The sequence below is a fragment of the Pseudomonas sp. E141 genome (genome assembly GCF_052659885.1).
In genome coordinates, this window is the sequence record NZ_CP084024.1 from 3,266,198 (window position 1) to 3,289,742 (window position 23,545).

A 23,545-nucleotide genomic window follows, 5' to 3' on the forward strand; every position below is an offset into this window, starting at 1 on the left:
CGGAATCTGCCCGAACATTACGATAGGGCCTGCCAGCCATCCGCGTTTTTGAAACAGCAGACCAAGCGTCAATGTCAGCGCCAGGGACGCAGGATATAGAACAGCCCAATAACATTGCGCGTCCCAAGGCTCATTCACTCCGGCCAACCATGACGCCGCCAGCCAAAAGCTCACACTGATGACGCAAGCAACGATCGTCGCCAGCCACATACTTTTCAATGTAACCGTCCGGGCATCCCACCTTGCGCTGAGGGACTAACGATTTGCTGATCATTGCGATCCAACGATCCACCGCAATTACTTACCAAAAAATCAGCTAAGTCCTCAGCAGCTTCCTCCGCCAGTAAGCCGACAACGACTGTAATGCCTGCATCTCGTAGCATTCTTATGCCCGCTCCCGAGTTTCTTGGATCGGGATCAAGCAATCCAACAAAAACTTTATCGACCCCGCTGTTTACCAGCACGCAACCTACTGGCGGGTTTGGAAGGCAGTCGGGTAAGGCTAAGCGCCCTTGGGCAAGGGCAAGCTGCATGAAATCGGCATTGGAGGTCAGGCTAGGCATATTCGATGGGTACTCATCCTTGGTGGCCGAATCTTGACACATTGAATTAGGTATCGCGTTACCCGCGAAACGATGAGCTTACCGCAGCCGAAGCCCTGACTCGCAGCCAACGAGAAGCAAGCCTTCGGGGGCTGACTCAATCCATGGGGCTGCCCGAAGCCGTGATCGCTCGTTACGTGGATAATCGGCAGCCGTCACCGGTACTGCCCATGGATGAAAAAATCATCGAAGCGCAGCAGGCCACAGCAGATCTGTTTTATGCCAACAAGCTGTTGCCTAAACGGTTGGACGTGAAGGATGCACTTGCCGCATCGACGCCTATCTTCGGGAGGGCTGCCCTCATTCGCCAGCGGGACGCGCAAAAGCCTTAAGCGTGCCGCGAAGAGCTTCCAACCCATCCTCAGTCAGTTGACAGGCGGTCTTGATCTTGTCCGTGACGGCCCAAAGCTCTTCGCGCAGGCCTTCCCCAGCGTCGGTAAGCGCAATCAGCACGCGGCGTTCGTCGCTTTTGTCGCGGGCTCGAGTCACCATGCCCGACGCTTCAAGACGCTTGAGCAAGGGCGTGATCGTCCCGGTATCCATCCCAAGTGCAGCGCCCAGATCGCCCACGGTCCTGGGCGCGTCCGTGAACAGTTCCAGCATGACCAGGTACTGGGGGAACGTCAGCCCAAGGGGCTCCAGCAAGGGTTTGTGCAGGCGAATCATCCGATTGGCGGCACCGTACAGAGCAAAGGACAGTTGGGTTCCGACTTCCCGTTGCACTGCAGCCTTTTTGGCAGGAACTCGCTTTTGTAGCTCAACATTATCTAGCTCACTAGATATTTTCCGGGCTACGGGTCGGCTGATGTCGGGGATATTGTCCAAAGCCTGTGCTGCTGCTGCCCCAGCCTGCTCACCCGCAAGCAGTTCGTCACGTGTCGCTTGAAGAATGCGGTCGGACAGCGGTTGATCGTCGACCGCTCGGGCGAGCACCATGGCGCCGACTATCGCCGACATGAAACCGATCGCCTGGTCTTCCCTGGATCGGTCACGCCGCCAGGGAAGACTGGCGCTGAACGACTCGATCATTCCGGCGACCCGGCTCGTGAACGAACGCCGCATCCCCGGTTCGCGTGCGACATCAATGGCCAACGCAGGCATTGCGCAGCCTGCTTCCGGGTGGTCGCGGTGACCCTGACTTAGGTACCTGTCCAGAAAGGCTTGCTTGGGTGTATCGCTGCTGGAGACAGTGTCGCGCAACCGTAGCGCCAACTGGTCCATCGCATGCTCAAGGCTGGCACAAGCCAGCGCATCCTTCGAATCGAAGTGCGCATAAAACGCGCCATGAGTCAGGCCCGATGCCTTCATGACCTGCGCAATGCTCGCCCCTGCGATGCCCTTGCCGCGAAACAACCGGGAGGCCTCCTCAAGGATTTTCTCGCGCCGTTCTGCAGTCTGGCTTGCAGGATATCTCATCGGTGGACCTCGATATTTATGCTTGACGAATAACATGATGATCATCATGCTTGGCTGAAAATATGACAACCATCATACGCCGTAGCCAGAGTGCGGGCCGACTTCCGCCTGACGGCCAATTCCACGACTACCGCTTCCATAAGCGCCAAGGGATGTAAATCCATGACGACAACTTTTGTGAATGCCCCCGTCCAGGCCATCCAGCCATTGACCGGAAAAATCGTGGCACTGCTCGCTGGCCTGGCTGCTATCGGTATGCTCTCCACCAACATCATCCTCCCAGCATTCCCCGTCATCGGTGAAGACCTGGGAGTGGACGCCCGCGCGCTTGGCCTGACGCTGTCCAGCTTCTTCATCACCTTCGCACTGGGCCAGTTGGTGGTCGGGCCGCTGGCTGACCGCTACGGGCGCCAGAAGCTGGTGCTGGGAGGACTCGCGATTTTCGTGGTGGGCACCGTCGTCGCAGGCCTCGCCAACACCCTCGATACGCTGATTGCAGGACGCGTCATCCAGGCATTGGGCGTGTGTGCCGCCTCAGTGCTGTCGCGCGCAATTGCACGGGATCTGTTTGAGGGAGAGGCACTCGCTCGCGCGTTGTCGCTGACCATGATTGCCACCGCCGCTGCGCCAGGTTTTTCACCACTGGCGGGTAGCCTGCTGTCGGTCACGCTTGGATGGCGGGCGATTTTTATCCTGGTAGGGCTGGCCGCCGTTGCGCTCGCCTTCTTCTACGTTCGCGGCCTTGGCGAGACCCATCCCGCCGACCGCCGCGCGCCGCATTCAGCCAAGAGCGTGGTGCTCGCGTATCGGCGGTTGACGCTGGATAAGCGCTTCATCCTGCCTGCCCTTTCGATGAGCCTGCTGATGAGCGGACTGTTCGCATCGTTCGCCGCCGCCCCCGCTATTCTGATGAAAGGGATCGGCCTGACGTCGTTGCAGACGGGCCTGTACTTCGCTTGCACGGTGTTCGTTGTGTTCGCAGCCGGCATGGCGGCCCCGCGCCTGGCGCACCGCTACGGCCCAAGACTCATTACCACGCTGGGCATTGCCTGTGCCATGGCGGGCGGAGGGCTCCTGCTCGCAGGCCCGGCCGATCCGAGCCTTGGGTGGTATGCCCTTTCAATGGTCACGTTTCTTTGGGGCATGGGCCTGGCCAATCCGCTGGGCACGGCCATCACCATGGGACCTTTTGGTAAGGAAGCCGGGATGGCTTCCGCCCTGTTGGGCTTTGTTTCCATGGGGGCGGCTGCACTGACAACCTGGCTGGTCTCGGTGCTGACGCTTGCACCGGTTACAGCACTGGGCGGTGTCCAGACGACAGCCTGTCTGATCGCACTGGCGCTGTTCCTTCTAAGGGGCAGTCTCGCGAAATAAACACGCTAAAGCGCTGAGGCGTCGTTTCTTGTTTGCGTCATGACCAACAACTGGAGAATCAACATGCAGATCAAAGGTAGCGTGGCGCTGGTGACCGGCGCCAACCGTGGGTTGGGCAAGGCCTTCGTGCAAGCACTGCTCGCGGCGGGTGCCGCGAAGGTCTACGCCGCGGCACGTGACCCCGCCACTCTCGAAGCCCAGGCCAACGTGGTGCCAATCAAACTCGACGTGACCCGTCCCGAAGATATCGCGGCGGCGACTGAACAGGCGCACGACCTCACGCTGCTAATCAACAACGCCGGCATCAGCGGCGAAGCGCATGACAGCATTAGCCTGGAAACCCTTCGCCACGAGTTCGAGACCAACGCGGTCGCCCCGCTCGCCATCAGCCTGGCTTTCGCACCGATCCTGGCCGCCAACGGCGGTGGTGCAATCGTCAACATGCACTCGGCCCTGAGCTGGATCAACCTGCCCACCACCGTTACCTATTCGGCAAGCAAAGCGGCGGCCTGGTCGCTTACCAATGGCCTGCGCCTGCGATTGGCAAGTCAGGGCACCCTGGTCGTGGGCGTGCATGTTGCGTTCGTGGACACCGACATGACGCGCGGTATCGAAGGCGTGCCAAAGGCAAACCCTCACGATGTGGTCCAGCGCGCACTGGATGGCGTTGCCAACGACCAGCCGGAAGTGTTGGCGGACGAGACGAGCCAGCAGCTCAAGCAAAATCTGAGCAACGGTATCTACCTGCGACCGATATCGTAAAACCGAGTGACCCGAAAGATCCGGCAGCTTTCATCGCCGGCTCATCTGGGCTTTGCAATCTCCTTATCGCATTGGCAGCCACGACCGCAATGAACCATGGGACGGTCAAAATCCCACGGCATAAAGCGGATCATGCGACCAAACGCGCTCAATTCAGCTCATCAACAGGCAACGCTCCTCCTCTGACTCTTCCAACCCGATAAACCGTCGCACCCGTTGGGCGCCATGCCCTTCGCGGATTGCCTGTGGCGAGGCATCCAGCTGCACGTTGCCGTTTTCCATGAAAATCACCCGGTCAGAGATCGACAGGGCAAATTCCATTTCGTGAGTGACAATCAGCAGGGTCATGCCTTCGCGAGCCAGGTCGGCGATCACCGTAAGTACCTCGCCGACCAGTTCCGGGTCCAGCGCCGAGGTCGGTTCGTCAAACAGCAGGATGTCCGGGTCCATGGCCATGGCCCGGGCGATCGCCACACGTTGTTGCTGGCCGCCAGACAGTTGATGCGGATATTTGTGAACGTGGGCCAGCAGGCCGACCTTGTCGAGCAGCTGGCAGGCCCGTTGCTCGCTCAGTGTGCGGCTGACGCCATGATAACGAGGGGCGAGGCTGATGTTGTCCAACAGTGTCCGGTGCGGAAACAGGTTGAAGTTCTGGAACACCATGCCGATGCGCTGCACGCCCTGACGAACCCGAGAGCCATCCGGTTTGTCCTCGGCATTAATGAAGCCCTCCCCGAACAACAGGATTTCACCCTGATCGATGCCTTCCAGGCCATTAATGGTGCGGATCAACGAGGTCTTGCCGGAGCCGGACGGGCCGATGATGGAAATCACCTGGCCGCTTTGCACCTTCAGGTCGATACCTTTGAGCACATGATGATCGCCGTAGCGTTTGTGCACGTCCTGCAGATGCAGGGCCGGGGCCGCACCTTTGGCTGGGAGGCTGACCTTGCTCGATACCCTAGGTGCCAGACTGTCACGCAGCACTTGTGTCGAGGCGCTCTCCAGGGTTTGCGGTGTACGCAGGTTCAGGTCCAGGTAACGTTCCAGACGCTGCAAGGCAAAGCCAAACACTGTAACGATCAGCACGTAGTACACGCCCACAGCCGCCAGGGTCTCCATAACCAGGAAGTTCTGGGCATACAGGCGCTGGCCGACAGTCAGCAGTTCGGTCAGTGAAATCACCGAGATCAACGAGGTCAGTTTGACCACCGTGATGTATTCGTTAATCAACGTCGGCAGTGAGATACGAAACGCTTGAGGAATAACGATCAGCCGTTGCACGCCAAGCAGCCCAAGTCCCAGGGCACGGCCCGCTTCCTTCTGGCCTTTGGCGATCGAAATCAGCCCGCCACGATGAATTTCTGCCATGTAGGCGGCCTCAGTGACCACCAGCGCCAACAGGCCGGAATAAAATGGCACCGACAGCACCGGCCCGGCACCGGGCAGCAACTGCGGCAGGTTGTAGACGAAGACCACCAGCACCAGCAGCGGAATGCTGCGAAAGAACCAGATGTAGAGTGATGCGGGTATGCGCAGCCAACGCACGCTCGACAGTTTGGCCGATGCCAGGACGAAACCCAGCAGCATGCCCAGAAACCAGGCCAGGGTGCTCAGTTCGATGACGGTCAGGCTCGCCGCCCAGAAGTCAGCCATGGAGAACAGCGAAAAAAAGTAAGCCCAATCGAATTGCATAGACACCTCGCGCAAGCCGCGCCCCCGATCGAGGGCGCGGTTTCAGGCATTACTCAGAGACTGGTTCCAGGTCATACGCCTTGAGAATGGCGGCGTACTCGCCGTTGGCCTTGCTCTCAGCCAACGCCTTGACCAGCGCCTGATAGGTCGCGTCGGCGTCTTTCTTGACGTAGATGCCCAAAGTTTGCGGGTAAACCAACTTCTGCGAGCTGACGATCACACGGCCGTTGGTACGCTGAGCGATCATGTGCGCGGCGCCGGCAATTTCCACTTGAGCCTGGATGTTCTTTGACAGCAGCGCCTGCGTCACCTCGGGTGCCGAGGGAAACTCACTGACGGTGATGGCACCCTTGTTGTTCGGGACGCAGTAGTCGCTGGACAACTGACGGAACTTGCCGACCCAGGTGGTGCCCTGCTCCAGCCCGACTTTCAGGCCACACAGGTCTTCAGGAACCTGCGGGTTCAACTCACTGCCCTTGGGCACCATGATCGCCGCGCCGGTGTTGGCATAAGCAATGGTCCGGGCCTGGGCCTGGCGCTCCGGGGTGATGTACATGCCGGAGATGATTGCGTCGTAGTGCCCGGCGTTGAGGCCATTGAGCAGATTGGGAAACTTGGTATCGACGAAGTTGGCCTTGACGCCCATTGCCTTGGCCAGGGAATGGGCCAACTCCGGGTCGGAGCCGACCACATTCTTGTTGGCGTCATAGGACTCGAACGGTGGGTAGGTGATTTCCATACCGACCTTCAATACACCCGGGGTCGCGGTGCTGGCGAAGGCGGTACTGGCACAGAACAGACTAGCGGCGAGCAGACTCAGTCGGGTCAAGGCGTAGGGGGTTTTCATGTTGGGAAGCTCCGTTGGTTTTTTTAGGAATGAGTGGCAGTGTTTTTCAGGCGACCGAAGCTCGATGGCTTGCGGGCTCGGGACGGCAGTTCAAGCTCGCCGTTCTCGACGCGTTTGCGCAGGTATTGATAGGTCTGCAGGGCTTGACTCCACATGTGTTCACCAATCGTCAACGCCTCGTAGACCTGAGCGTCATTGATGAATGCCGGCAACGGCTTGATCAGCGTGTGGTAGTCGCAGGCGTAAAACAGCGGGAAGCTATAGCGCTCCTGAGCCACCTTGCGCACTCGGTGAGCGGTGGCCACAAAGGTCCCAGCGGTCATGACTTCCAGCATGTCGCCGATGTTCACCACAAACGCATCGGGCATTGGCGGTGCATCGATCCACTGATCCTGGTCGTTTAACACCTCCAACCCCGGCTGATCGGCGTGCAGGATGGTGAAGCACTCGTAGTCGGTATGCGCGCCGATGCCGGGAGCATCCACAGCAGTGGCGTCGAAGGGGTAATGGATCAGCCGCAGCTTGGAAGGCGGCCGGGTGACCAGTGCGTCGAAGTAGCCCTCTTCCAGGCCCAGGGCCAGGGCGAAGCCATCGAACAGTCGGCGGCCCAGGGCAAACACGGCCTGATAGTAATTTTGTACTGCAGCCTGAAAACCCGGCACGTCGGGCCAGTGGTTCGGGCCCAGCAGCGGCGTTCGACTCAGGAATAGCGGATCGTCCACCGGCACTTCGAAACCGATGTCGAAGGCCTCTTTGTGGTCCGGCTTGCCCTTGGAGTACACCTCCTCACCTTCGGGCACGAAGCCCTTGTGGCTTTCCGAGGCACCAATGTAATGGCGCATCTTGGTCTCCAGGGGCTGCGCGAAATAATCCTCGCTCGCCTGGCGCAGACCCTCGATCAGTGCCGGATCAATACCGTGTCCGGTGATGTACAGAAACCCCACATCGCTGGCGGCACGCCCCAGTTGCTCGGCCACGGCAAGGCGATGCTCCAGTTCGATACTGAAGAGGCCGGCGATGTTCACCACCGGAATGCGATTGAAGTTGGCCTGGGTCAGCGAAGTCTTATTCATGGTGGGCTCCTTCACAGGTAAAACGGTTGAAGTGTTCGCGCTCGGTTCGCGCCATCCACTGGTTCAAGGTCCAGAGATCGGCCACTGGCATGTTGGTGAAGGGCAAGTGATGCAGATACCCGTCGGCACCGAACTCCGGGGTCAGGGTGCTGACTGCATAGCCGCGCTGAAATTGAGAAGCCCAGACCGCCTCCCAGTGGCGCTGGTGAAACACCAGTTCACGGGCATATTCCGGGGCGGCGGGATGGGGAACTTGCGGGCCCTGGTCATAACCGACCCGAGCTTGAATGTGATGAACGCGCTCGACGAAGGACGACAGATCGTCGGCCGGGTCGTCCAGTAACCGCTCACAGCACACCACCCAATGGCTGATGTCACTGGTGAAACGCAGTTCCGGCAGTTGGCGAATCAGTTCCAGAGTCACCCAAGGGCTATACAGGGAGCGGGCGCGGTGAGTCTCGAAACTGCAGAACACCCCATGCCTGGCGGCCAGCTCCAGGGCCTGACCGAAGAACTCGACCTGCTGCGCCAGAGGCCAGCGATCATTGCCTGCAAGCAGATTGACGAAACGGGGTGTCAGCTCCGTGGCCCAGCCGAGCTTGCGATCGATGTCGACCAAGTGCTGGGCAGGTGTGGCGCGCTGATCAGGCAAGACATCGTAAGCACTGAACAGGGTGCAAATGTAGGGGACGTGATTGCTACGCAGGAAAGCGCCGAACTCGCCACGCTCATTGGCCGGCAGTGGCAGGCGTGCTTCGATCCCATCAAAACCGGCGGCGAGCAGTTCATCCAGGGCGGATGAATGGCCGGCGGTATAGCCCCATAAGGTACGGAAAATCTCTAGCTTCATGCATTCCTCTCGACTGCGTCGGGCCACTGGCGGATTGGGCTGGTGGCGTTGCTGGGCAGTCGAAAAGGGGCTGCTGCGGGCTGCTGCTCTGATGGCGGCGGTCCCGTGGGGAGGATCCTAAGGCCATCGTGACAAATGATTGAATAGGCTGTAGCAAATAGTTAGTTCAGAAATCCATGAACTAACATCGACCTGGTGCGTGAACCCGGGACGCCGGTGCACGTCTATCGTGCGTTTCCTAACGACGCCTGGACCAAAGCCGACCAGCCCAACGCCTGACATGTTCCTGTCAGCCTCCGGTCACTCTGACGTCAGATCCTTGCCCCTAAAGTACCCCAATGACTGCCCTACGGTGCCAGCGTTACAGGCACCAAGGACACATCGCTTTAGCTGGACCTCTTGCCATCCGCCGGAAGGAGAAACGCAATGAGCCATCCTGATGCGCACGCTAGTGCTCTTGATCCATTTACTTGGCAATCGACGCTCGACAGCAATCTGGACAGAAAAGGCCTGTTGCTCCGCCTGTTCGCCGAACAGCGATTCATGGCCGCGCAGGTGCGAACCTGCAAGCTGGATCACAGGGACTATCTGCTTTCGCTGATTGATCCGGCATCGACGGTGAACGATGGCACTCGGCACTCATCAAGCGTCGACGGCCATCGAATGCAGAGCGTCATCACCGAAGCGGCAAAGAAAGCTCATTGGGGCAAGCCCCCAAGACATGGTCGGGCGCAAGGCATCGCTGCCCACTATGACGCGCAGACCTGCATGGCGGTCGTTCTCGATATCGAAGTGAGCGACGAAGGCCGCTTGATCATTCATGACGCGGTCGTTGTCGCGGACTTGGGTTTTCTTGAAAAATCCTGGTCGCGTGCGCTCGCAGCTCGAAGGCGCTTTCATGATGGGGATAGCGTTCGTGACATCCTGCGATTTTGAGCCGACCCTCGGAGATACCCGGCCTAAACCTGCCTATCGCACCCGTTGGCCACTCGTCTCATGGCTGCCAGGACAGATCGCGGTGCACCTGATCAATCCCACCGGGGCTCCCGAAGCCGGCCAGCCCAGCCAGACCAGTTACGCACCTGTCGCCCGGGCCTTGTGCAATGCGATTTTGAAGGCCACGGGTAACGGTTCGGTCCGGAGCCAGCTAACCGTCGCCACAGCAAGCCAGCTCAATTAAAGCTTCCAGATCAGATGAGGTTCTGCGCCATGCCTTCAGGATCCAATGTTTTTTTCAACAGCCGCGGGCAACGCGGCGCGGACCTGTTCGTAGAAGTGCTTCGCAGCGAGGGGGTACGTTACGTCTTCGGCAATCCAGGAACAACCGAACTGCCTTTGCTCGACGCCCTCTCAGGCGCCTCAGACATCCAATACATCCTCGGCCTCCAAGAGGCCTCAGTCGTAGCGATGGCCGACGGTTATGCGCAGGCATCCGGTCGCCCCGGCTTCGTCAACCTCCATACGGCCGGTGGACTCGGCAATGCAATGGGCGCAATTCTCAACGCGAAGATGGCGAATACGCCGCTTGTCGTCACGGCGGGCCAACAAGACACGCGACATGGCGTGACCGACCCGCTGCTCCACGGAGACCTCGTCGCTCTCGCCCGACCGAGCGTCAAATGGGCGGAAGAAATTCATCATCCCGAACACATCCCGATGCTGCTGCGTCGTGCGTTTCAGGACTGTCGCACAGGGCCGGCCGGTCCGGTTTTCCTTTCCCTGCCGATAAACGTGATGGAGCAACACACGGATGTAACGGCCGGCCCGCCATCGCGAATCGAGCGCGGTGCCGTGACCGGGGCGATTGAGGAATTGGCCGCTGCCTTAGCGGCAATTACCCCCGGTTGTCTGGCGATTATCGTTGGAGAGGAAGTGTTCCAGTCGAGCGCGGAAGTTGAAGCCGTGAAGCTCGCCGAAGCACTCGGCGCGCCGGTCTACGGGCCATCCTGGCCCGGGCATATTCCGTTTCCGACGGCTCATCCGCAGTGGCGGGGAACGCTGCCTGCGAAGGCTTCCGATATCAGAGAGACGTTCTCTGACTTCGACGCAGTCTTCCTGCTCGGCGGCCATTCGTTGATCAGCTATCAATATTCCCAGGGCCCCGCTATTCCCTCTCACTGTCGCCTTATCCAATTGACCGGCGATGGACACCAATTAGGCAGAGTCCACGAGACAGCGCTAGGGCTGATCGGAGATTTAAGACTCTCCTTGCAAACGCTGTTGCCGATATTGGACAAGAAATTGGTCCCACACAGCGAGGCAATCGCAACGCTGCGAAACGTCGCAGGCCAAGAACGCGATACACGTCGTGCCGACGTCGTCGCTCGCGTCAGTCGCGAATTCAACACGCCGGTGACAACGCCTTTCGTGGCTGCCCACGAGGCTATCCGGGCAATCGGGCCGGACGTCTGGATCGTCGACGAAGCACCTGCCACGATTCCTCATGTCCGTGCCTGCCTGGACTCCCATTCGGCCCGCCAGTATCTTTTTACCCGCAGCGCCATCCTGGGCTGGGGCATGCCGGCGGCTGTCGGTACGTCGCTTGGCCTGGACCGCAGCCCGGTAGTCTGTCTGGTCGGTGATGGCTCGGCAATGTACTCACCGCAAGCACTCTGGACGGCGGCGCATGAACGGCTGCCGATCACGTTCGTTGTCATGAACAACGGCGAATACAATATTTTGAAGAGTTACGCTCGTAGCCAGGCGCACTATCTGAGTGCAAGCACTCACCAGTTCATCGGCATGGACCTCTGCGACCCGGCGATCGATTTCCTGGCCCTCGCCTCTTCCATGGGGATCCCTTCCCGCAGGATCGAGCGCGCCAGCGATATTGCAGGAGCTGTCGAAGAAGGTATTCGCTCAGGCTGCCCGAATCTCATTGAACTACCGATCATGCCCTGAAGGAATGGGCGCACCTTGTCCCTGCTGACACTCACCCCAAACACCACGCATCAGTTCCTTCAGCAGCAGCGCCTCGCTCCAGCGATCCGTTATGTCGCGCCCATCACTCCCTGTGATCGCATAGGGTGGCGGGCCAAGTTCACAGGTGAAGGACAGGCTCGCAGGAGTGTTCGGTCGCGCGAGCCAATCCTTGATTCCGTAGCGCCACCAGCCCAGAAACCGGTCCAACCAGGGGCGATGCTGGGCAAAGGTCAAGGGCACCTGGACCTGCTCACCATTAGCGACTCGCCCGTGAAAACCCCAACTGTGTCGTAGGATGGTGTGAATCTGTTCGTCGTCTTCGGCCGCGGCCGGCTCAGGCAATTCGCGGCCCACAACGTAATGGGACAAGTCAGCCAACAACTTGAGGTCGGGCATCTGTGCGAGCAAGTCGAGGGTGAACAACAGGTCACTGGTGAGACGATAGCGGTGGGTTTCCAGCAGGATCGGAAAGTCCACCTGCTCGGCCAGACGCTGCCAGCCTTCGATCAGAGTGATCGCCTGTGCCAGCGTGCGCGGCCGGACGTCGGCTTGCAGCGTGAGGTGGTGGCAGCCGTAGCGGGAGGCCACCTCAAGCGCTTGCGCCAAGTCACTCACGGTGCGGGGAAACAGCTGACCTTCGATTTGCAGGCCTTGCGCCTTGGCAGCGGCATGCAGACGTTCGGCCTGTGGCGCGACCCAGAAATGGTCGGTGACCCCATCGAAGCCAGCAGCGGCAATCTTCTCCACCTGCGCCTCAAGGGAAAGATCGCATTGACCACGGTGATCTTGCATGGCCCACAGGGACTGAAATACCAGGAATTCACGCATGTCTGGGCCTTAGCAGATGTTTGAGCGACACATCGGCGTCGGCCAATGCGTCCACAGAGAGTGGGGTCAAGTTGGCAATCAGCCGTTCACACAACTTGATGTCCTTGGCAACGCTGTTGCCCTGCCCCCAACCGCAGGCGCCTTGCAAACGTTGCTCGGTGTCCAGGTAGAACAGCAGCAGACCACCGTCTGCCAGGGTGCGAACGGCCGAAGGTGGCGTCGGTGAGATCACGCCCACCGTCTGCAAGCCCCAGTCGTACTGATCAGACCAGAAGCCGGGAACCCCCTCGAACGGCAACTCGCCGCCCAACAGATTCAATGCCGCGTGACGGCCCTGGGTCTCGGCATTGCGCCAGGTTTCCTGGCGCTGGAATAACGCGTCGGCGTGCAGGCGAAACTCACACACATCGCCAGCGGCAAAGATGTCTGGCGCGCTGGTGCGCAACTGGGCATCGACTCGAATCCCCTGGCCCACTTCCAGCCCCGCCGCCGCGGCCAATTCGATGTTGGGTTGCATGCCGATACCGACTACCACCCAGTCACAGGGCAACACCTGGCCATCCACCAGTTGCACCGCCTCAGCGCGTTCGATGCCTTGTACCCTTTCAAGCGCTACGTTCAGCCGCACGTCTACGCCCTGTTGCCGATGCAATTCCAACAAGGCCTGGGACACAGCTTCAGGCAATACTCGCCCGGCCAGTCGTGGCCCGGCTTCCAGCAACGTCACCTGACAGCCTAAGGTTCGGGCCGTTGCCGCGACTTCGAGGCCGATAAAGCCACCGCCGATGATCACCAGGCGCGTGCCGGGTATCAATGCGCTGCGCAGGGCCAGGGCTTCGTCATGGGTGCGCAGGTAAAGCACGTTGGCCAGAGGTTCAGGCACCAGGGACAAGCGACGCGCTCTGCCCCCGGTCGCCAACAGTAATCGGCTGTAGGGCAACCAACGTCCGTCGGTCAATTGCAGGCGGTGGTGCTGCGGATCCAGGCTTTTTACCGGGTTGCCCGCCAGGTGTTCGATGTTCAGTTCAGTGAGCCGGCTATCCCTCCACAGGCTGCAATCGTCCAGGTCCATCGTGCCCTGCAGCAAGCCCTTGGACAGCGGAGGACGCTCGTACGGCAAATGGAGTTCATCGCCGATCAGGATCAACCGACCGGTATAACCCTGCTCGCGCAAGGTCAGCGCCGCGCGGCCACCGGCATGGCCGGCGCCGACGATAATCAGTGGAGCATTCATGGCGTGCACTCCTGGCGGTCAAGCTGAAATGGCGAGCAGAACCCGCCCCGCGTCGACCCGTACCGGAAAGGTCTTGAGGTTGACGCACACTGGCGCCCCCAAGGTTTTGCCGGTGCGATAGTCAAAGCGCCCGTTGTGCTTGGGGCACTCGATGACGTGGTCCATCACCAGGCCGTCAGCCAGGTGGATCGACTCGTGAGTACACAGGCCAGCAGTGGCAAAAAACTCGTTGTCAGCAGAGCGGTAGATGGCATAGGTATGCGGACCGTGGTCGAAGCGAATGACATCTTCTTCATTGATTTCGCCCACGGCGCATACATCGATCCATTGATCGTTCATGGCGTTTTCTCTTGTTCGGGATACAGCCGGAGGGTGTCAGCCCAGGGTGGCTTCAGCCTGTGGATGAGCGTCGGTGGCAGGCCTTGAGCTACCGACGGGGCGGCGCACGAAATACGTCGGGTCCTTGCGCTGCTTCAAGAGGGTCGGAATGATTTCCTTGAAGGCCTCACCTATGTTGGCGTAAGGCGGCGGGCAGTCGTGGCGGATCTCTTCATGGAGCTGCGCCAGGGCGTGGTACGGCACCATCGGGTACATGTGGTGCTCAAGGTGATAATTCATGTTCATGTACAGAAAGCGCAGTACCCGGTTCATATAGATGGTGCGGCAGTTGCTGCGGTGGTCCAGCACGTCTTCCGCCAGGCCTACATGTTGGGTGAGGCCAAATAAATAGGACAACCAGCCGCCATACAGGATGGGCAGGCCGATATACATCAGCGGCAACCAGCTGTGCAGGTAAAGTGCCGCGCCAAAGATAACGGCGTAAATCACGAGCCAGATACGGGCCGCCAGGAACACCTTGGACCATTCGGACTCAGGAATGAACGTCTGTTCCTGCGCATCCATTTTGCCAACCGCGTGCCGGCACACGCCCCCCATCGTCTTCAGCAACAACGGGATCTGGAACAGGCTCAGTAGCATCATGAACAAGCTCGGTGGACGCGGTTCGACGATTTCCGGATCGCGGCCGACGACGATGGTGTCGGTATGGTGCCGGGCATGGCTCCAGCGCCACACATGGGGCTCGAACATGCACATGAAGCTCGCCACCTGGTAGAGCACATCATTCATCCAGCGAGTCTTGAAAGCTGTGCCGTGGCCGGTTTCATGCCAGCGCGGGTTGGAGGCGGTGGCGTACAGAACGCCATACGCAAGAAAAAACGGCACACAAGCCCAAGTGCCCCAGAACCAGTAGCCGCCGAAGCCGGTGATCAGCAGGGCCAGCAGCCAAATGGCGGTGTCGAGCAAGGCCGGACCGTCGCGGCGCTGCATCAGTTGCTTCATGCGTTGACGGGAGATGGGCGACTGGTACCAACTGGCCGATACAAGGCCTTTTTCAGCCGCGCGTGCGGCTTCAGGGCCGGTCAGGCGATAGTCCCGAGTAGAGGCGGTGTTGTCTTGAGACATTGTTATTGTTCTCCGCAAGCGTGAGATGTCAGGTGCTTTGCGTAAGAAAATATAGAGAGCGTGGAAGACCCCCTCAAGGGCTTGAATACATTCCCTATCAAGCTATCATCCAGCTCCTGCGGGGCTTGATAGTTTTCTATCAAGACGCTTTGAAGGTTCATCATGAATAACAATAAACGCCCCACCATCGCCACGGTCGCCGAACACGCAGGCTTAAGTGTCGCCACCGTCGACCGCGTGCTCAACGCTCGCGCCCCGGTTAATCCAGCCACTGCCGAACAGGTGCTTCAGGCCGCCGAAGCCGTGGGTTATTTTGCCGCGCGGCTGATCGGCCAACGCATTCTCGAACGTCGCCCCACGTACCGTTTCGGCATCCTGCTGCTGGGCACCGCCCAGGCGTTCTACGCCAACCTGGCCCAAGCCATCACCGAGGCCGCGCAGCGCCAGGCCGGAGCCAACCTGACCTGCCAATTCGAATACGTTTTTGATCGCACCCCCAGCGCCATCATTGCCCAGATCGAACAGTTGGCAGTGCAATGCGACGGCCTGGCGGTGGTCAGCTTCGCCCACCCGCTGATCAACGCCGCCCTTGCCCAGATTCGCGGGGCCGGAGTGCCCGTCGTGGCACTGCTGTCGGGCATTCATGAGGCGGCGGCCGAGCCCTATGTCGGCCAGGACAATCAAGTAGTCGGGCGCACGATGGGGTGGCTGCTGGCCCGCACCTGTGGCGCGCGCAAAGGCAGCATCGGCATTCTGCTCGGTGGCCATCGCTTTCTTGGCCACCAGGAGCGAGTCGAAGGCTTGCACAGTTACTTGGCCGAACACGCACCTGGGTTGCGCCCGCTGGAGCCGCTGATCAATCTGGATAACTGCGACATCACCGAGGAAGCAACCCTCGACCTGCTGGTTCGGCATAGCGATTTGCGCGGGTTATGCGTGGTAGGCGGCGGTGGCGACGGGATCATCAACGCGTTGGCGCAACTGCCCAAGCGCCCGACGCTGTGCTGCATTTTGCAGGAGTCCACCGAGCTGTCACGCCAAGCCCTGGCTCAGGGTTTGGTCGACGTGGTGATCGACTCTCAGCCGCGCCAGACCGCAACGGCGCTGGTGAATCTGTTGGTGGAATTGCAGACTGCGCAGCAGTTCGATCCTGTGCGTCACCGGGTGCATATTCCGCTGCAGATTGTGACATCGGAAAATACCTAAAGCTGATGGGCTGGCGGTACAACCTGCTCGGTCTTTGATGGCACGGCCTTCCTGCTTATGCCTGTCGGATCTACCTCCGGGCTAAACCGTTGGTACTGTTCCGCCGTCGATCACAAACTCACTTCCCGTGATAGATGCCGCTCGCGGCGAAGCCAGGAAACCGATCAGGTCAGCAACTTCGCAAGGCGTCGATGGCCGGCCGAGCGGGATACCCCCAAGTGCTTTCATGATGATCTCTTTGCCACCTTGGTAGTCAGTACCTGCCTCCTGCGCGAGTCGCTCGGCCAATGCGACCGACGCTTCGGTTTCAACCCAGCCCGGCGAAACCCGAACCACGCGGACGCCTCTGGGCGAAACCTCTTTCGATAAACTTTTGCTGTACGTCGAAAGCGCGGCCTTGGCCGCCGCGTAAGCTGTTGTAGCCTCCGGCAGTGGCAGCCGACTCTGGATGGAGGTGACGTGGATGACGACCCCTTCCCTGCGCTCCAGCATCCCCGGGAGCAAAGCGCGATCGAGGCGCACCGCCGGCAACAGGTTCAAGCTGAGCTCTCGTTGCCACTGTTCCTCATCCAGCGCAGCGAAACCGCCGCCGGGTGCCGACGAACCACCCAGGACGTGGATCATGATGTCCACGCCACCCAGCCGCTGTTGGATCGCGGCGATCAGTACATCACAACCTTCCCGGGTCGAAAGATCAGCCGCAATCAGAAGAGCGCCCGGCATTTCCACGTCCACCTGCCTGGCCGAGGTAATGACCTTCGCACCCTCGGCCAGTAACAACTCGACGACAGCCTTGCCGATGCCTTTGGTGCCACCGGTGACGAGGACCCGCTTGCCAGTCAAACCTAGATTCAGCATGGCGTGATCTCCAGGGAACGGATTAGACCGTCTTCCAGTGTGAAGAGGTAACTCAGTTGAACCGGGCTACCGGGGAAATTCCCAACAAGGCGCGCAATGACCGTCAGCTCGCCCTGCCCTTGCAGGGCTTGCAGTGGTTGGACCTGATAGATGAAGGCTCTGCGTGCCTCCTGTTGCCAGGCTTCGATGGCAGCCGTTCCTTCGTACGTTTTTCTTTCATCGCAAACCGTGGCGTCAGAGCGGAAGCAGCTCGCAAGTTGCGCTGTATCGCCACCATTGCTGATTGCAAAGTACGTCTGCACGACGTCGGGAAGCTGAAGGGTCATTTGCCGATCTCCTGGATGAATGTCCTGGAGCAATCTTGCTGCCTGACGGATAGTTTGTTCAACTGGGACAAACCTTTATGACCAATCCCGAAATTCAGGACAATCCATGCCACACGATCGTTTAGGCCTCAGTGAGCTGGACGCTGTTATAGCGGTCGCACGCAGGGGCTCGTTTCGGCAAGCCGCTATCGATCTCGACGTCTCCACCACCGCGCTGAGCAACACCATCGCGCAACTGGAAACCCGCCTCGAATCGCGGCTGTTCAATCGCACGACCCGTAGCGTGGCCATCACCGAAGCCGGCAGGATATTTCTGGAGCAGGTGGGGCCAGCCTTGCAGGATCTGCGTGCTGCACTCGATGCAGTGCGATCGCATAACGCCGGGCCCTCGGGTACGCTGCGTATCAATGCGTTCGCCAGCGCTGCCCGATCGGCGCTCCTGCCACTGGTGATGGAGTTCTTGCAGCATCATCCGCAAGTACACATCGACCTCGTCACCGAAGGCCGTCTGGTGGATATCGTGGCTGACGGCTTCGATTTCGGCGTGCGCTCAGCAAGCCTCGTTCCGAACGACGTGATTGTGGTCCCGCTCGGCCAGCCGCAACGGTACGCGGTGGTCGGTTCGCCGGCGTACTTCGAAAAACACGGCAAACCGCGAACGCCATCCGAGCTGCTCAAGCATCGCTGCATCCGCGTTCGACTACCGAATGGAGCGATTTTCCCGTGGCATTTCGAGCGGGACGGGGAAGTGACTCGCCTCGATGTGAACGGGCCGCTTACGCTGGATGAATCCAGCGTGGTCAAGGTGGCGGTGCAGGAAGGCATGGGGCTCGGTTTTTTCATGGAGCAGGACGTTCACAACGAAATCCGCACCGGACAGTTCGTGCGGACTCTCGAAGACTGGACACCGCCCAGAGACAAGCTGTGCCTGTACTACCCGAACCGCCGCAACCCCAGCGCGGCAGCCAAGGCATTCATCGACCTGGCACGCGCCAGTCAAGCCAAACTGGACGGGCTCGCCTGATTCAGGCTTGACCTTGACCTGGCTCAGGCAATCAACCCCAGTGTCAGCCCCTTCAAGGTAGCGGCTGCCCGGGTCGAGCATTCCAGTTTGCGAAAGATGCTTTCCATATGCGTGCGAACCGTGCTCGGACTGATGTCCAGCAGCCGCGCCACCTCCTTGTTGCTGGCGCCACGGCTGATCTCCAGCAGGATGCGGCACTCGCGAGACGTGAGTAACGAAGCCTTCGGTTGCCGCATCCGCCGCTCGCCACCTGCGGCGGCAATGACTGCTTCGCAAACATCGTTGTCGAACAAGCCATTGCCAGCATCCTGTTTGAGCAGCCTGGCTGCATCCGCTTCGCCGTAAGCCGATCGCCATGGCCTGGCTTCCCTTAGCGCGACCCAGGCTACCGATGTGGCGAACAGGCGATGCTCGGCACTCAGCGCATCACCCGCCACGCCTCGAAAATAGCCACTGCCGTTGAGCCGTTCATAGGCATGGGCTGCAATCTCTGCGGGCACAGCCAGTTCAGTGATAGGTCTAAGCGCCTGTTGCGTCCAGTAAGGGACAAGGCGCACCCGCTCCGCAGCGCTGTATGGCAGCGTTCCTGCGGTATTCCACAGGTGGTTCGAAACGGCTGCCCGGCCGAGACCGTAGATGAGCGCGGACTTGCCAATGTCTGTCAAAGTCGCTTCACGCAGCCCCCACAGGCGTGCAGCTTCCACGGCGACATGCGCGACCTGCCGCGAATGCCCTGCCAACCACGGCAGCTTCAAGTCGATTATGTCCCCCACCAACGTCAGTGAGACGCAACGCTGCTCATGCCCGTGATCAACGGTTTTCCACAGCGTTTCCAGATCCGCCAGCCAGTCCTTTGCGTTGTCCAGAAGCAACGATACCAGCGACGCTGGATAGCGCCGATCCGACTGCTCTCTGATCCAGCGTAACGCCGCATCCAGGCCGTGTGCACGACTGAGAATATCCAGATCGCCTGCAAGTACTACCTGATAGGCGACCTCCGGAATGTGCTCATGGGTCAGACCTAGCGGCCGGCCAGTGCCGTCGTAGGTTTCGAACACGCGACACAACCCCGCCTCGACGGTGGCACCGAGCTGGAGGGTTTTGGCAATGGCTCCAGACACCTCACAGTGCACAACGGCAAGCGGGGTTGCCTGATGCACCGCGTTCATTTGCTCATTGCCCAGCGTCAAATCGAGCATCGCGCGGCGGCCATCGACGTCGTCGCCCAGCAGATCCGCAAAGCCTTCGGCATTGGCGGTGCAACCGGACCAGCGCAGCAAGGCAACCTGTTCCGCTACCCTCAGGTGCTCACCGTCGCCGTGCTGGGCCTGCGCAAGCATCCGCGCCAGTGCGGCAACGCGCCGGGAATGACCGAGAGGTTGTCCCATGCTGAGGTCACCGACCTGGGCGATCGTCGCCAGTGCCCCACCCAGGGAGATATCCAGTTGCAACTCACTATCCATGAAAAATGTCCCGGGGTCGGCTAATTGACCGATGCCCACATCGCAGGCCGGTCAGCGGAATTTGAACTCCCGAACAGGAGCTCATCCAATGAAAACAATCAAATCGAAAATCGCTACCGTCGCTTTTGCCCTGGCCGGCACCTTCACCGCAAGCGCCAGTCACGCGCAGGATACAACGCCCTCCGTGGTGATCGTACACGGCACGTTCGCCGACGGCTCCGATTGGGCCAAAGTGGTGCCACTGCTCCAAGCCCAAGGGGTGGCAGTTACGGTGTGCAAAACCCGCTCACCTCGCTTGCCGACGATGTTGCCGCGACGCGCCGCGCCTTGAACAACCAGCAGGGCAAGGTGGTTCTAGTCGGGCACTCTTGGGATGGCACCGTGATTACCGAGGCCGGTAGCGATCCGAAGGTCAGCGCGCTGGTGTATGTCGCCGCCTTCGCGCCAGAGACCGGGCAAACCAGCGGCGAACAAGGTAAAGGCGCGCCCACGCCCCCTGGCACCAGTCCTGCTCCGCGAAAATGGGCCGAGACACGATATCGGTGGTCGACCATCAACTGCGCGTATATGGCATCGATAAACTGCGCATCGCTGATGCCTCGATCATGCCGCGAATTACCGCAAGCCAGCACAGCCCTCAATCGGTTTGCGGCCAGTCCTCGTCGGGAACGTCACTGAAATCACCGCCCTCCACGCCATCGATTTCGTACTGTGTCAGATAGTCGCCAAGCAGGTCGCCGAAGTGGTCTTGCTGAGTCTGCCGTTTGCCCTCCGCAATAAGGCCCGGAAGCAACAGGGCAACCGCGCCGACGCCTGCCGCCACGGTGCCTAGGACTCCAGCCAGCGGGGCCATCGCCGCCCTGACTGCCAGATGGCCAAAAAGGCCTGCGCCGCCCTCAATCGCTGATGCCAGGCCTGACAATGACGCCAGTGCGCCTGAAGTGATGCTGATACCACCACTGACGGGGTCGCCCTTGCGAATCGACTGAACGCCATCAAAGATTCCGTACGCACCCGCAACCATGCCGGCCAAACCGCCGATACCCTTGGCACCGCTTTCAAACTTGTCGGCAGTGCCAGTGAGAGATTTTATGGGGTCGTCGAAAAAGGCTCTGATTTTCGGATCAAGATCAATGTTTCCTTTGTTTTTCAGGTAGCTTTTCAGGTTCTTGGCACCACCCTCGGTGAGCAGGGTCGTCGTCATGACCGATCCGGTGGTGATGTCTATGATGTTTCGTTCGGTCAGGTTTGCGCCATTCTGAGCGCCTTTGGCGATCGTCACGCCAGCCATGAAGATGCCGCTAACGCCATGCAGTCCCCCTTTGTCAGACAAGTTCTTGAGGTCGGGGTTGAGCCAGGACGACTTCAATTCCGCAAGCGACTTTGTGCCTTGGCGCAGGATGTCCCAATTCGAACGGACACCCGCGACGATCTGATCAGCCGTTGCGACGGTGCCATCCGGATTGGTCACGAGTTCTGGATTGGACTGGATAAGCGTCTCGGCCATCGTCCTGACTTTTGCCTCGTCAAGCTCGTCACCGCCATTGATACCCAGGGCTTGCTTGACATCCTCGAAAGTGCCGTCTTTCATGGCGTTGTCGCGCCCGATCCGGCTGAAATTGTCGTTCAACTGCGGGTCTAAACCTGCGGTGACGCTGGGATCCAGCGCCGCGTTGTAGAGCGCGACCTCCGCGGAGAAGGTGCCGACCGCTTCTTCGAAGGTGCCCGTTTTCATCAGTTCTTCCAGTCGCGTCCCGGAAACAAGCGACTGCTCGTAATGATCCTGGAACGCCTGGGCATGCTGAGAGGCAGCGAGCCCCTTCTGAATTTCTGCCCGATCATTGATGCCGAGCGCTTCCTGATAAAGCGTTGCCGTCGAGAAGTATTCGGCCAGCACCGCCTGTTGGTCGGTGCTGCCGTCTTTCGTATGCTTTTCCCATAGCGCATCAAGAGCTGCACCGGACTTGATGTCATCGTAGTTTTTTTGCACCGAGTCCTTTAACCCAGGAACTGCCTCAAATAGATTGGTCATCTGCGTCGAGGTGGTTTCATTAAGAAATTTGACCACCTCGGGATCACTTTGTAGCTGCTCAATGTGGCTGTTGACATCGGCAAGCAGCTTGTTGGGATCTGGATGGCTGCGCACAGCGTTGGCGATGGACACCTTACCGTAGTCATCACTCCACAGACCGGCAGCCGCACCGTCGATGATCAACTGTCGCGCCTTGAGCAGATCCTGTAACACCGCAGCCCGCTGTTCGGCGGAATAGTTGCCAGGGTTTTCAAAGACGTCCTTGCCCAGGTCACCGGTATCAATGCCGGAGACCCCACTGGCATTCGCTACCTGGTTGATGAACAGCAGAGCGTCTCCAGCGGTTTTGGGGCTGGAGGCCTTCAACCAATTCTGGATGTCGCGCTTGTCGAGCGCGCCATCGGGTTTGCTCTCCAATGGTTTCCCACTGGTTTCAAGCGTTTCGAACGCCCCCGTCTGCGACCAAAAAGTCAGGGCTTGCTTCAAGTCATCGCTGATGTTCGGGTTTTCATCCAGGTACTTCTGCAAGGACTCACGCGTCAGGTATTTACCGCTCTCCGTCCGATCGCTGATCTCGTCGAAGTTCTCCAGCAGCAGCGCCGAATGCTTCGCAAGTTCCAGGGAGGTCGCGTCAGCATTCGGGGAGGCTTTCAGAAAGTCGTTATAGGCGCCGATGTCTTCGGCTTTGACAGCAACAGGTCGTAGCCATGCATTCAGGTCGTTACTGCTGATTTTGCCGTCGGCCTTGTTGTTGTGTGCCTTGGTATCAAGCAGGTCAAAAAATCCTTTGTTATCGAGCAGGAACTGCGCCGCCTCGCGATCTTCTGCGCTTCGATTTTCATCGGCAGCGTACTTCCTCAAATCCTTGTCACTGACGATGCTGTCGGAGGCGTTCCAGTCGTCCCATCGATCACGGATCGTGTCGATGATCTCGCTGTTCTGCTCGTAAAACTTGCTCTGGTAGCCTTCCTGTTTCCAGACCACCTGGTTGTAGAGGTCGGGCGTCACGTCCTTCGAGACATGGATCTTTTCGCCATTGATCGTCAGGCGGATAAAACCGGTGTGTTCATCCGGGGGCAAAATTTCTGCGCTCGCCAGTGCTTCTGCTGATAGAAGCGCGCCATCTGCGCGCAACAAAAAGCCTTCGTCGTTACCTTTTTGCAACGCATCAACCTTGGCGAAGTAATCAGGCGTCGCCTCTTTGCTGATGGTGAATTCATTGCCCTCTTTGTCCCGCGCGGAGTACGCCGTCACCTCGCCATCCACCCACCACCCCATGAAAATCTCGAGATCCTGGAGCGGTACGGTTTCGTCGTTGCGTAACGTACGTCCATCTGACTGCTTCAGCGTTTCTGCGATGGCGCCGCCCGCTTCTCGCAACGCCAAGAGCACGCTCTCAGGCAGGGACGGCAAAACTTCTTTGTCTGCCGCACCGCGTGGGTCAGGCTTTTTATCGCTGATTTGCATGCGGGCCGCGCCAAGCATTTTCTCAAAGCGCTGACCCGCTTCAAAATCAGGGGATTGGCTATCTGTGGGGCGGGCATTGCTGTCGATTCGCAAGGGGACGTC

Annotated in this window: 20 protein-coding genes and 4 pseudogenes; 9 read left to right on the top strand and 15 right to left on the bottom strand. The window is 59.6% G+C overall.

The window, feature by feature from the left end:
- Window positions 1-215: 215 nt before the first annotated feature.
- Entirely contained in the window at window positions 216-563 is a 348-nt protein-coding gene (locus tag GKKCFE_RS14420; RefSeq protein WP_188251092.1) for a hypothetical protein, read from the bottom strand.
- Window positions 564-634: 71 nt separating this feature from the next.
- Between GKKCFE_RS14420 and GKKCFE_RS14425 the strand changes: the two are divergent.
- Window positions 635-934 (top strand): annotated as a pseudogene (locus GKKCFE_RS14425) (hypothetical protein); the annotation flags it as partial.
- Here the strand turns inward: GKKCFE_RS14425 and GKKCFE_RS14430 are convergent.
- Together GKKCFE_RS14430 and GKKCFE_RS14435 are read right to left on the bottom strand one after the other, a co-directional pair.
- Window positions 903-1,268, bottom strand: coding sequence for a MarR family winged helix-turn-helix transcriptional regulator (locus tag GKKCFE_RS14430; protein ID WP_410479146.1), 366 nt, complete (start codon window positions 1,266-1,268; stop codon window positions 903-905). The pseudogene GKKCFE_RS14425 and the gene GKKCFE_RS14430 overlap by 32 nt on opposite strands.
- A gap of 636 nt (window positions 1,269-1,904) precedes the next feature.
- Window positions 1,905-2,066, bottom strand: a pseudogene (locus GKKCFE_RS14435) (hypothetical protein); the annotation flags it as partial.
- Window positions 2,067-2,180: 114 nt separating this feature from the next.
- Here GKKCFE_RS14435 and GKKCFE_RS14440 point away from each other — a divergent pair.
- Both GKKCFE_RS14440 and GKKCFE_RS14445 read left to right on the top strand, forming a co-directional pair.
- Window positions 2,181-3,392, top strand: a complete 1,212-nt coding sequence (locus GKKCFE_RS14440) for a multidrug effflux MFS transporter (protein ID WP_160894257.1) — start codon at window positions 2,181-2,183, stop codon at window positions 3,390-3,392.
- A gap of 63 nt (window positions 3,393-3,455) precedes the next feature.
- Window positions 3,456-4,154, top strand: coding sequence for an SDR family oxidoreductase (locus GKKCFE_RS14445; protein WP_047229677.1), 699 nt, complete (start codon window positions 3,456-3,458; stop codon window positions 4,152-4,154).
- Between the two features lie 153 nt (window positions 4,155-4,307).
- Here the strand turns inward: GKKCFE_RS14445 and GKKCFE_RS14450 are convergent, their stop codons facing one another.
- Genes GKKCFE_RS14450 through GKKCFE_RS14465 form a run of 4 tightly spaced genes read right to left on the bottom strand, consistent with a single transcriptional unit; the run spans window position 4,308 to window position 8,619 of the window.
- A complete protein-coding gene (locus GKKCFE_RS14450) occupies window positions 4,308-5,849 on the bottom strand; it encodes an amino acid ABC transporter permease/ATP-binding protein (RefSeq protein WP_445576696.1) in 1,542 nt (513 codons plus the stop codon).
- 49 nt (window positions 5,850-5,898) lie between these two features.
- On the bottom strand, window positions 5,899-6,696 hold the full coding sequence (locus GKKCFE_RS14455) for a transporter substrate-binding domain-containing protein (RefSeq protein ID WP_445576697.1): 798 nt from the start codon (window positions 6,694-6,696) through the stop codon (window positions 5,899-5,901).
- A 23-nt stretch (window positions 6,697-6,719) separates the two neighbouring features.
- Complete coding sequence (locus GKKCFE_RS14460) at window positions 6,720-7,769, bottom strand: isopenicillin N synthase family dioxygenase (RefSeq protein WP_047229680.1); 1,050 nt, start codon at window positions 7,767-7,769, stop codon at window positions 6,720-6,722.
- The gene (locus GKKCFE_RS14465; RefSeq protein ID WP_445576698.1) at window positions 7,762-8,619 is read right to left on the bottom strand and encodes a sugar phosphate isomerase/epimerase family protein; all 858 of its coding nucleotides are present in this window, start codon (window positions 8,617-8,619) and stop codon (window positions 7,762-7,764) included. The genes GKKCFE_RS14460 and GKKCFE_RS14465 overlap by 8 nt, the downstream gene beginning before the upstream one ends.
- 426 nt (window positions 8,620-9,045) lie before the next feature.
- Here GKKCFE_RS14465 and GKKCFE_RS14470 point away from each other — a divergent pair, with 426 nt between their 5' ends.
- Together GKKCFE_RS14470 and GKKCFE_RS14475 are read left to right on the top strand one after the other, a co-directional pair.
- Window positions 9,046-9,555 (top strand): hypothetical protein, encoded by a 510-nt coding sequence (locus tag GKKCFE_RS14470; RefSeq protein ID WP_445576699.1) that lies wholly within the window; start codon window positions 9,046-9,048, stop codon window positions 9,553-9,555.
- Between the two features lie 273 nt (window positions 9,556-9,828).
- Window positions 9,829-11,520, top strand: coding sequence for a thiamine pyrophosphate-binding protein (locus GKKCFE_RS14475; RefSeq protein ID WP_139049721.1), 1,692 nt, complete (start codon window positions 9,829-9,831; stop codon window positions 11,518-11,520).
- Here GKKCFE_RS14475 and GKKCFE_RS14480 read toward each other — a convergent pair.
- The 4 genes from GKKCFE_RS14480 to GKKCFE_RS14495 are packed head-to-tail and all read right to left on the bottom strand — an operon-like array spanning window position 11,503 to window position 15,067.
- Entirely contained in the window at window positions 11,503-12,369 is an 867-nt protein-coding gene (locus tag GKKCFE_RS14480) for a sugar phosphate isomerase/epimerase family protein (protein WP_445576700.1), read from the bottom strand. The genes GKKCFE_RS14475 and GKKCFE_RS14480 overlap by 18 nt on opposite strands.
- The gene (locus GKKCFE_RS14485; RefSeq protein ID WP_445576701.1) at window positions 12,362-13,603 is read right to left on the bottom strand and encodes an NAD(P)/FAD-dependent oxidoreductase; all 1,242 of its coding nucleotides are present in this window, start codon (window positions 13,601-13,603) and stop codon (window positions 12,362-12,364) included. The genes GKKCFE_RS14480 and GKKCFE_RS14485 overlap by 8 nt, the downstream gene beginning before the upstream one ends.
- A gap of 18 nt (window positions 13,604-13,621) precedes the next feature.
- Window positions 13,622-13,942 carry a MocE family 2Fe-2S type ferredoxin gene (locus GKKCFE_RS14490; RefSeq protein WP_445576702.1) on the bottom strand — a complete coding sequence of 107 codons (321 nt, stop codon included), beginning with the start codon at window positions 13,940-13,942 and terminating at the stop codon, window positions 13,622-13,624.
- A 36-nt stretch (window positions 13,943-13,978) separates the two neighbouring features.
- On the bottom strand, window positions 13,979-15,067 hold the full coding sequence (locus GKKCFE_RS14495) for a fatty acid desaturase family protein (RefSeq protein WP_445576703.1): 1,089 nt from the start codon (window positions 15,065-15,067) through the stop codon (window positions 13,979-13,981).
- 162 nt (window positions 15,068-15,229) lie between these two features.
- On the opposite strand from GKKCFE_RS14495, the gene GKKCFE_RS14500 reads away from it, so the two are divergent.
- Window positions 15,230-16,273 (top strand): LacI family DNA-binding transcriptional regulator, encoded by a 1,044-nt coding sequence (locus GKKCFE_RS14500; RefSeq protein ID WP_305466202.1) that lies wholly within the window; start codon window positions 15,230-15,232, stop codon window positions 16,271-16,273.
- A gap of 81 nt (window positions 16,274-16,354) precedes the next feature.
- On the opposite strand, the gene GKKCFE_RS14505 is transcribed toward GKKCFE_RS14500, so the two are convergent.
- Complete coding sequence (locus GKKCFE_RS14505; RefSeq protein ID WP_047229688.1) at window positions 16,355-17,131, bottom strand: SDR family oxidoreductase; 777 nt, start codon at window positions 17,129-17,131, stop codon at window positions 16,355-16,357.
- Window positions 17,125-17,457: a nuclear transport factor 2 family protein gene (locus GKKCFE_RS14510; protein WP_076384089.1), complete on the bottom strand. Its 333-nt coding sequence runs from the start codon at window positions 17,455-17,457 to the stop codon at window positions 17,125-17,127. The genes GKKCFE_RS14505 and GKKCFE_RS14510 overlap by 7 nt, the downstream gene beginning before the upstream one ends.
- Before the next feature lie 106 nt (window positions 17,458-17,563).
- Between GKKCFE_RS14510 and GKKCFE_RS14515 the strand changes: the two genes are divergently transcribed.
- Window positions 17,564-18,481, top strand: coding sequence for a LysR substrate-binding domain-containing protein (locus GKKCFE_RS14515; RefSeq protein ID WP_445576704.1), 918 nt, complete (start codon window positions 17,564-17,566; stop codon window positions 18,479-18,481).
- Between the two features lie 23 nt (window positions 18,482-18,504).
- Here GKKCFE_RS14515 and GKKCFE_RS14520 read toward each other — a convergent pair whose 3' ends face one another.
- Window positions 18,505-19,944 carry an HD domain-containing phosphohydrolase gene (locus tag GKKCFE_RS14520; protein ID WP_445578044.1) on the bottom strand — a complete coding sequence of 480 codons (1,440 nt, stop codon included), beginning with the start codon at window positions 19,942-19,944 and terminating at the stop codon, window positions 18,505-18,507.
- 88 nt (window positions 19,945-20,032) lie between these two features.
- On the opposite strand from GKKCFE_RS14520, the pseudogene GKKCFE_RS14525 reads away from it, so the two are divergent.
- Window positions 20,033-20,451 (top strand): annotated as a pseudogene (locus GKKCFE_RS14525) (esterase/lipase family protein); the annotation flags it as partial.
- Window positions 20,442-20,666 (top strand): annotated as a pseudogene (locus GKKCFE_RS14530) (GMC oxidoreductase); the annotation flags it as partial. The pseudogenes GKKCFE_RS14525 and GKKCFE_RS14530, both read left to right, overlap by 10 nt.
- Here GKKCFE_RS14530 and GKKCFE_RS14535 read toward each other — a convergent pair.
- Window positions 20,582-23,536 carry a type III effector HrpK domain-containing protein gene (locus tag GKKCFE_RS14535; RefSeq protein ID WP_445576705.1) on the bottom strand — a complete coding sequence of 985 codons (2,955 nt, stop codon included), beginning with the start codon at window positions 23,534-23,536 and terminating at the stop codon, window positions 20,582-20,584. The pseudogene GKKCFE_RS14530 and the gene GKKCFE_RS14535 sit on opposite strands and share 85 nt — an antisense overlap.
- Window positions 23,537-23,545 lie beyond the last annotated feature (9 nt).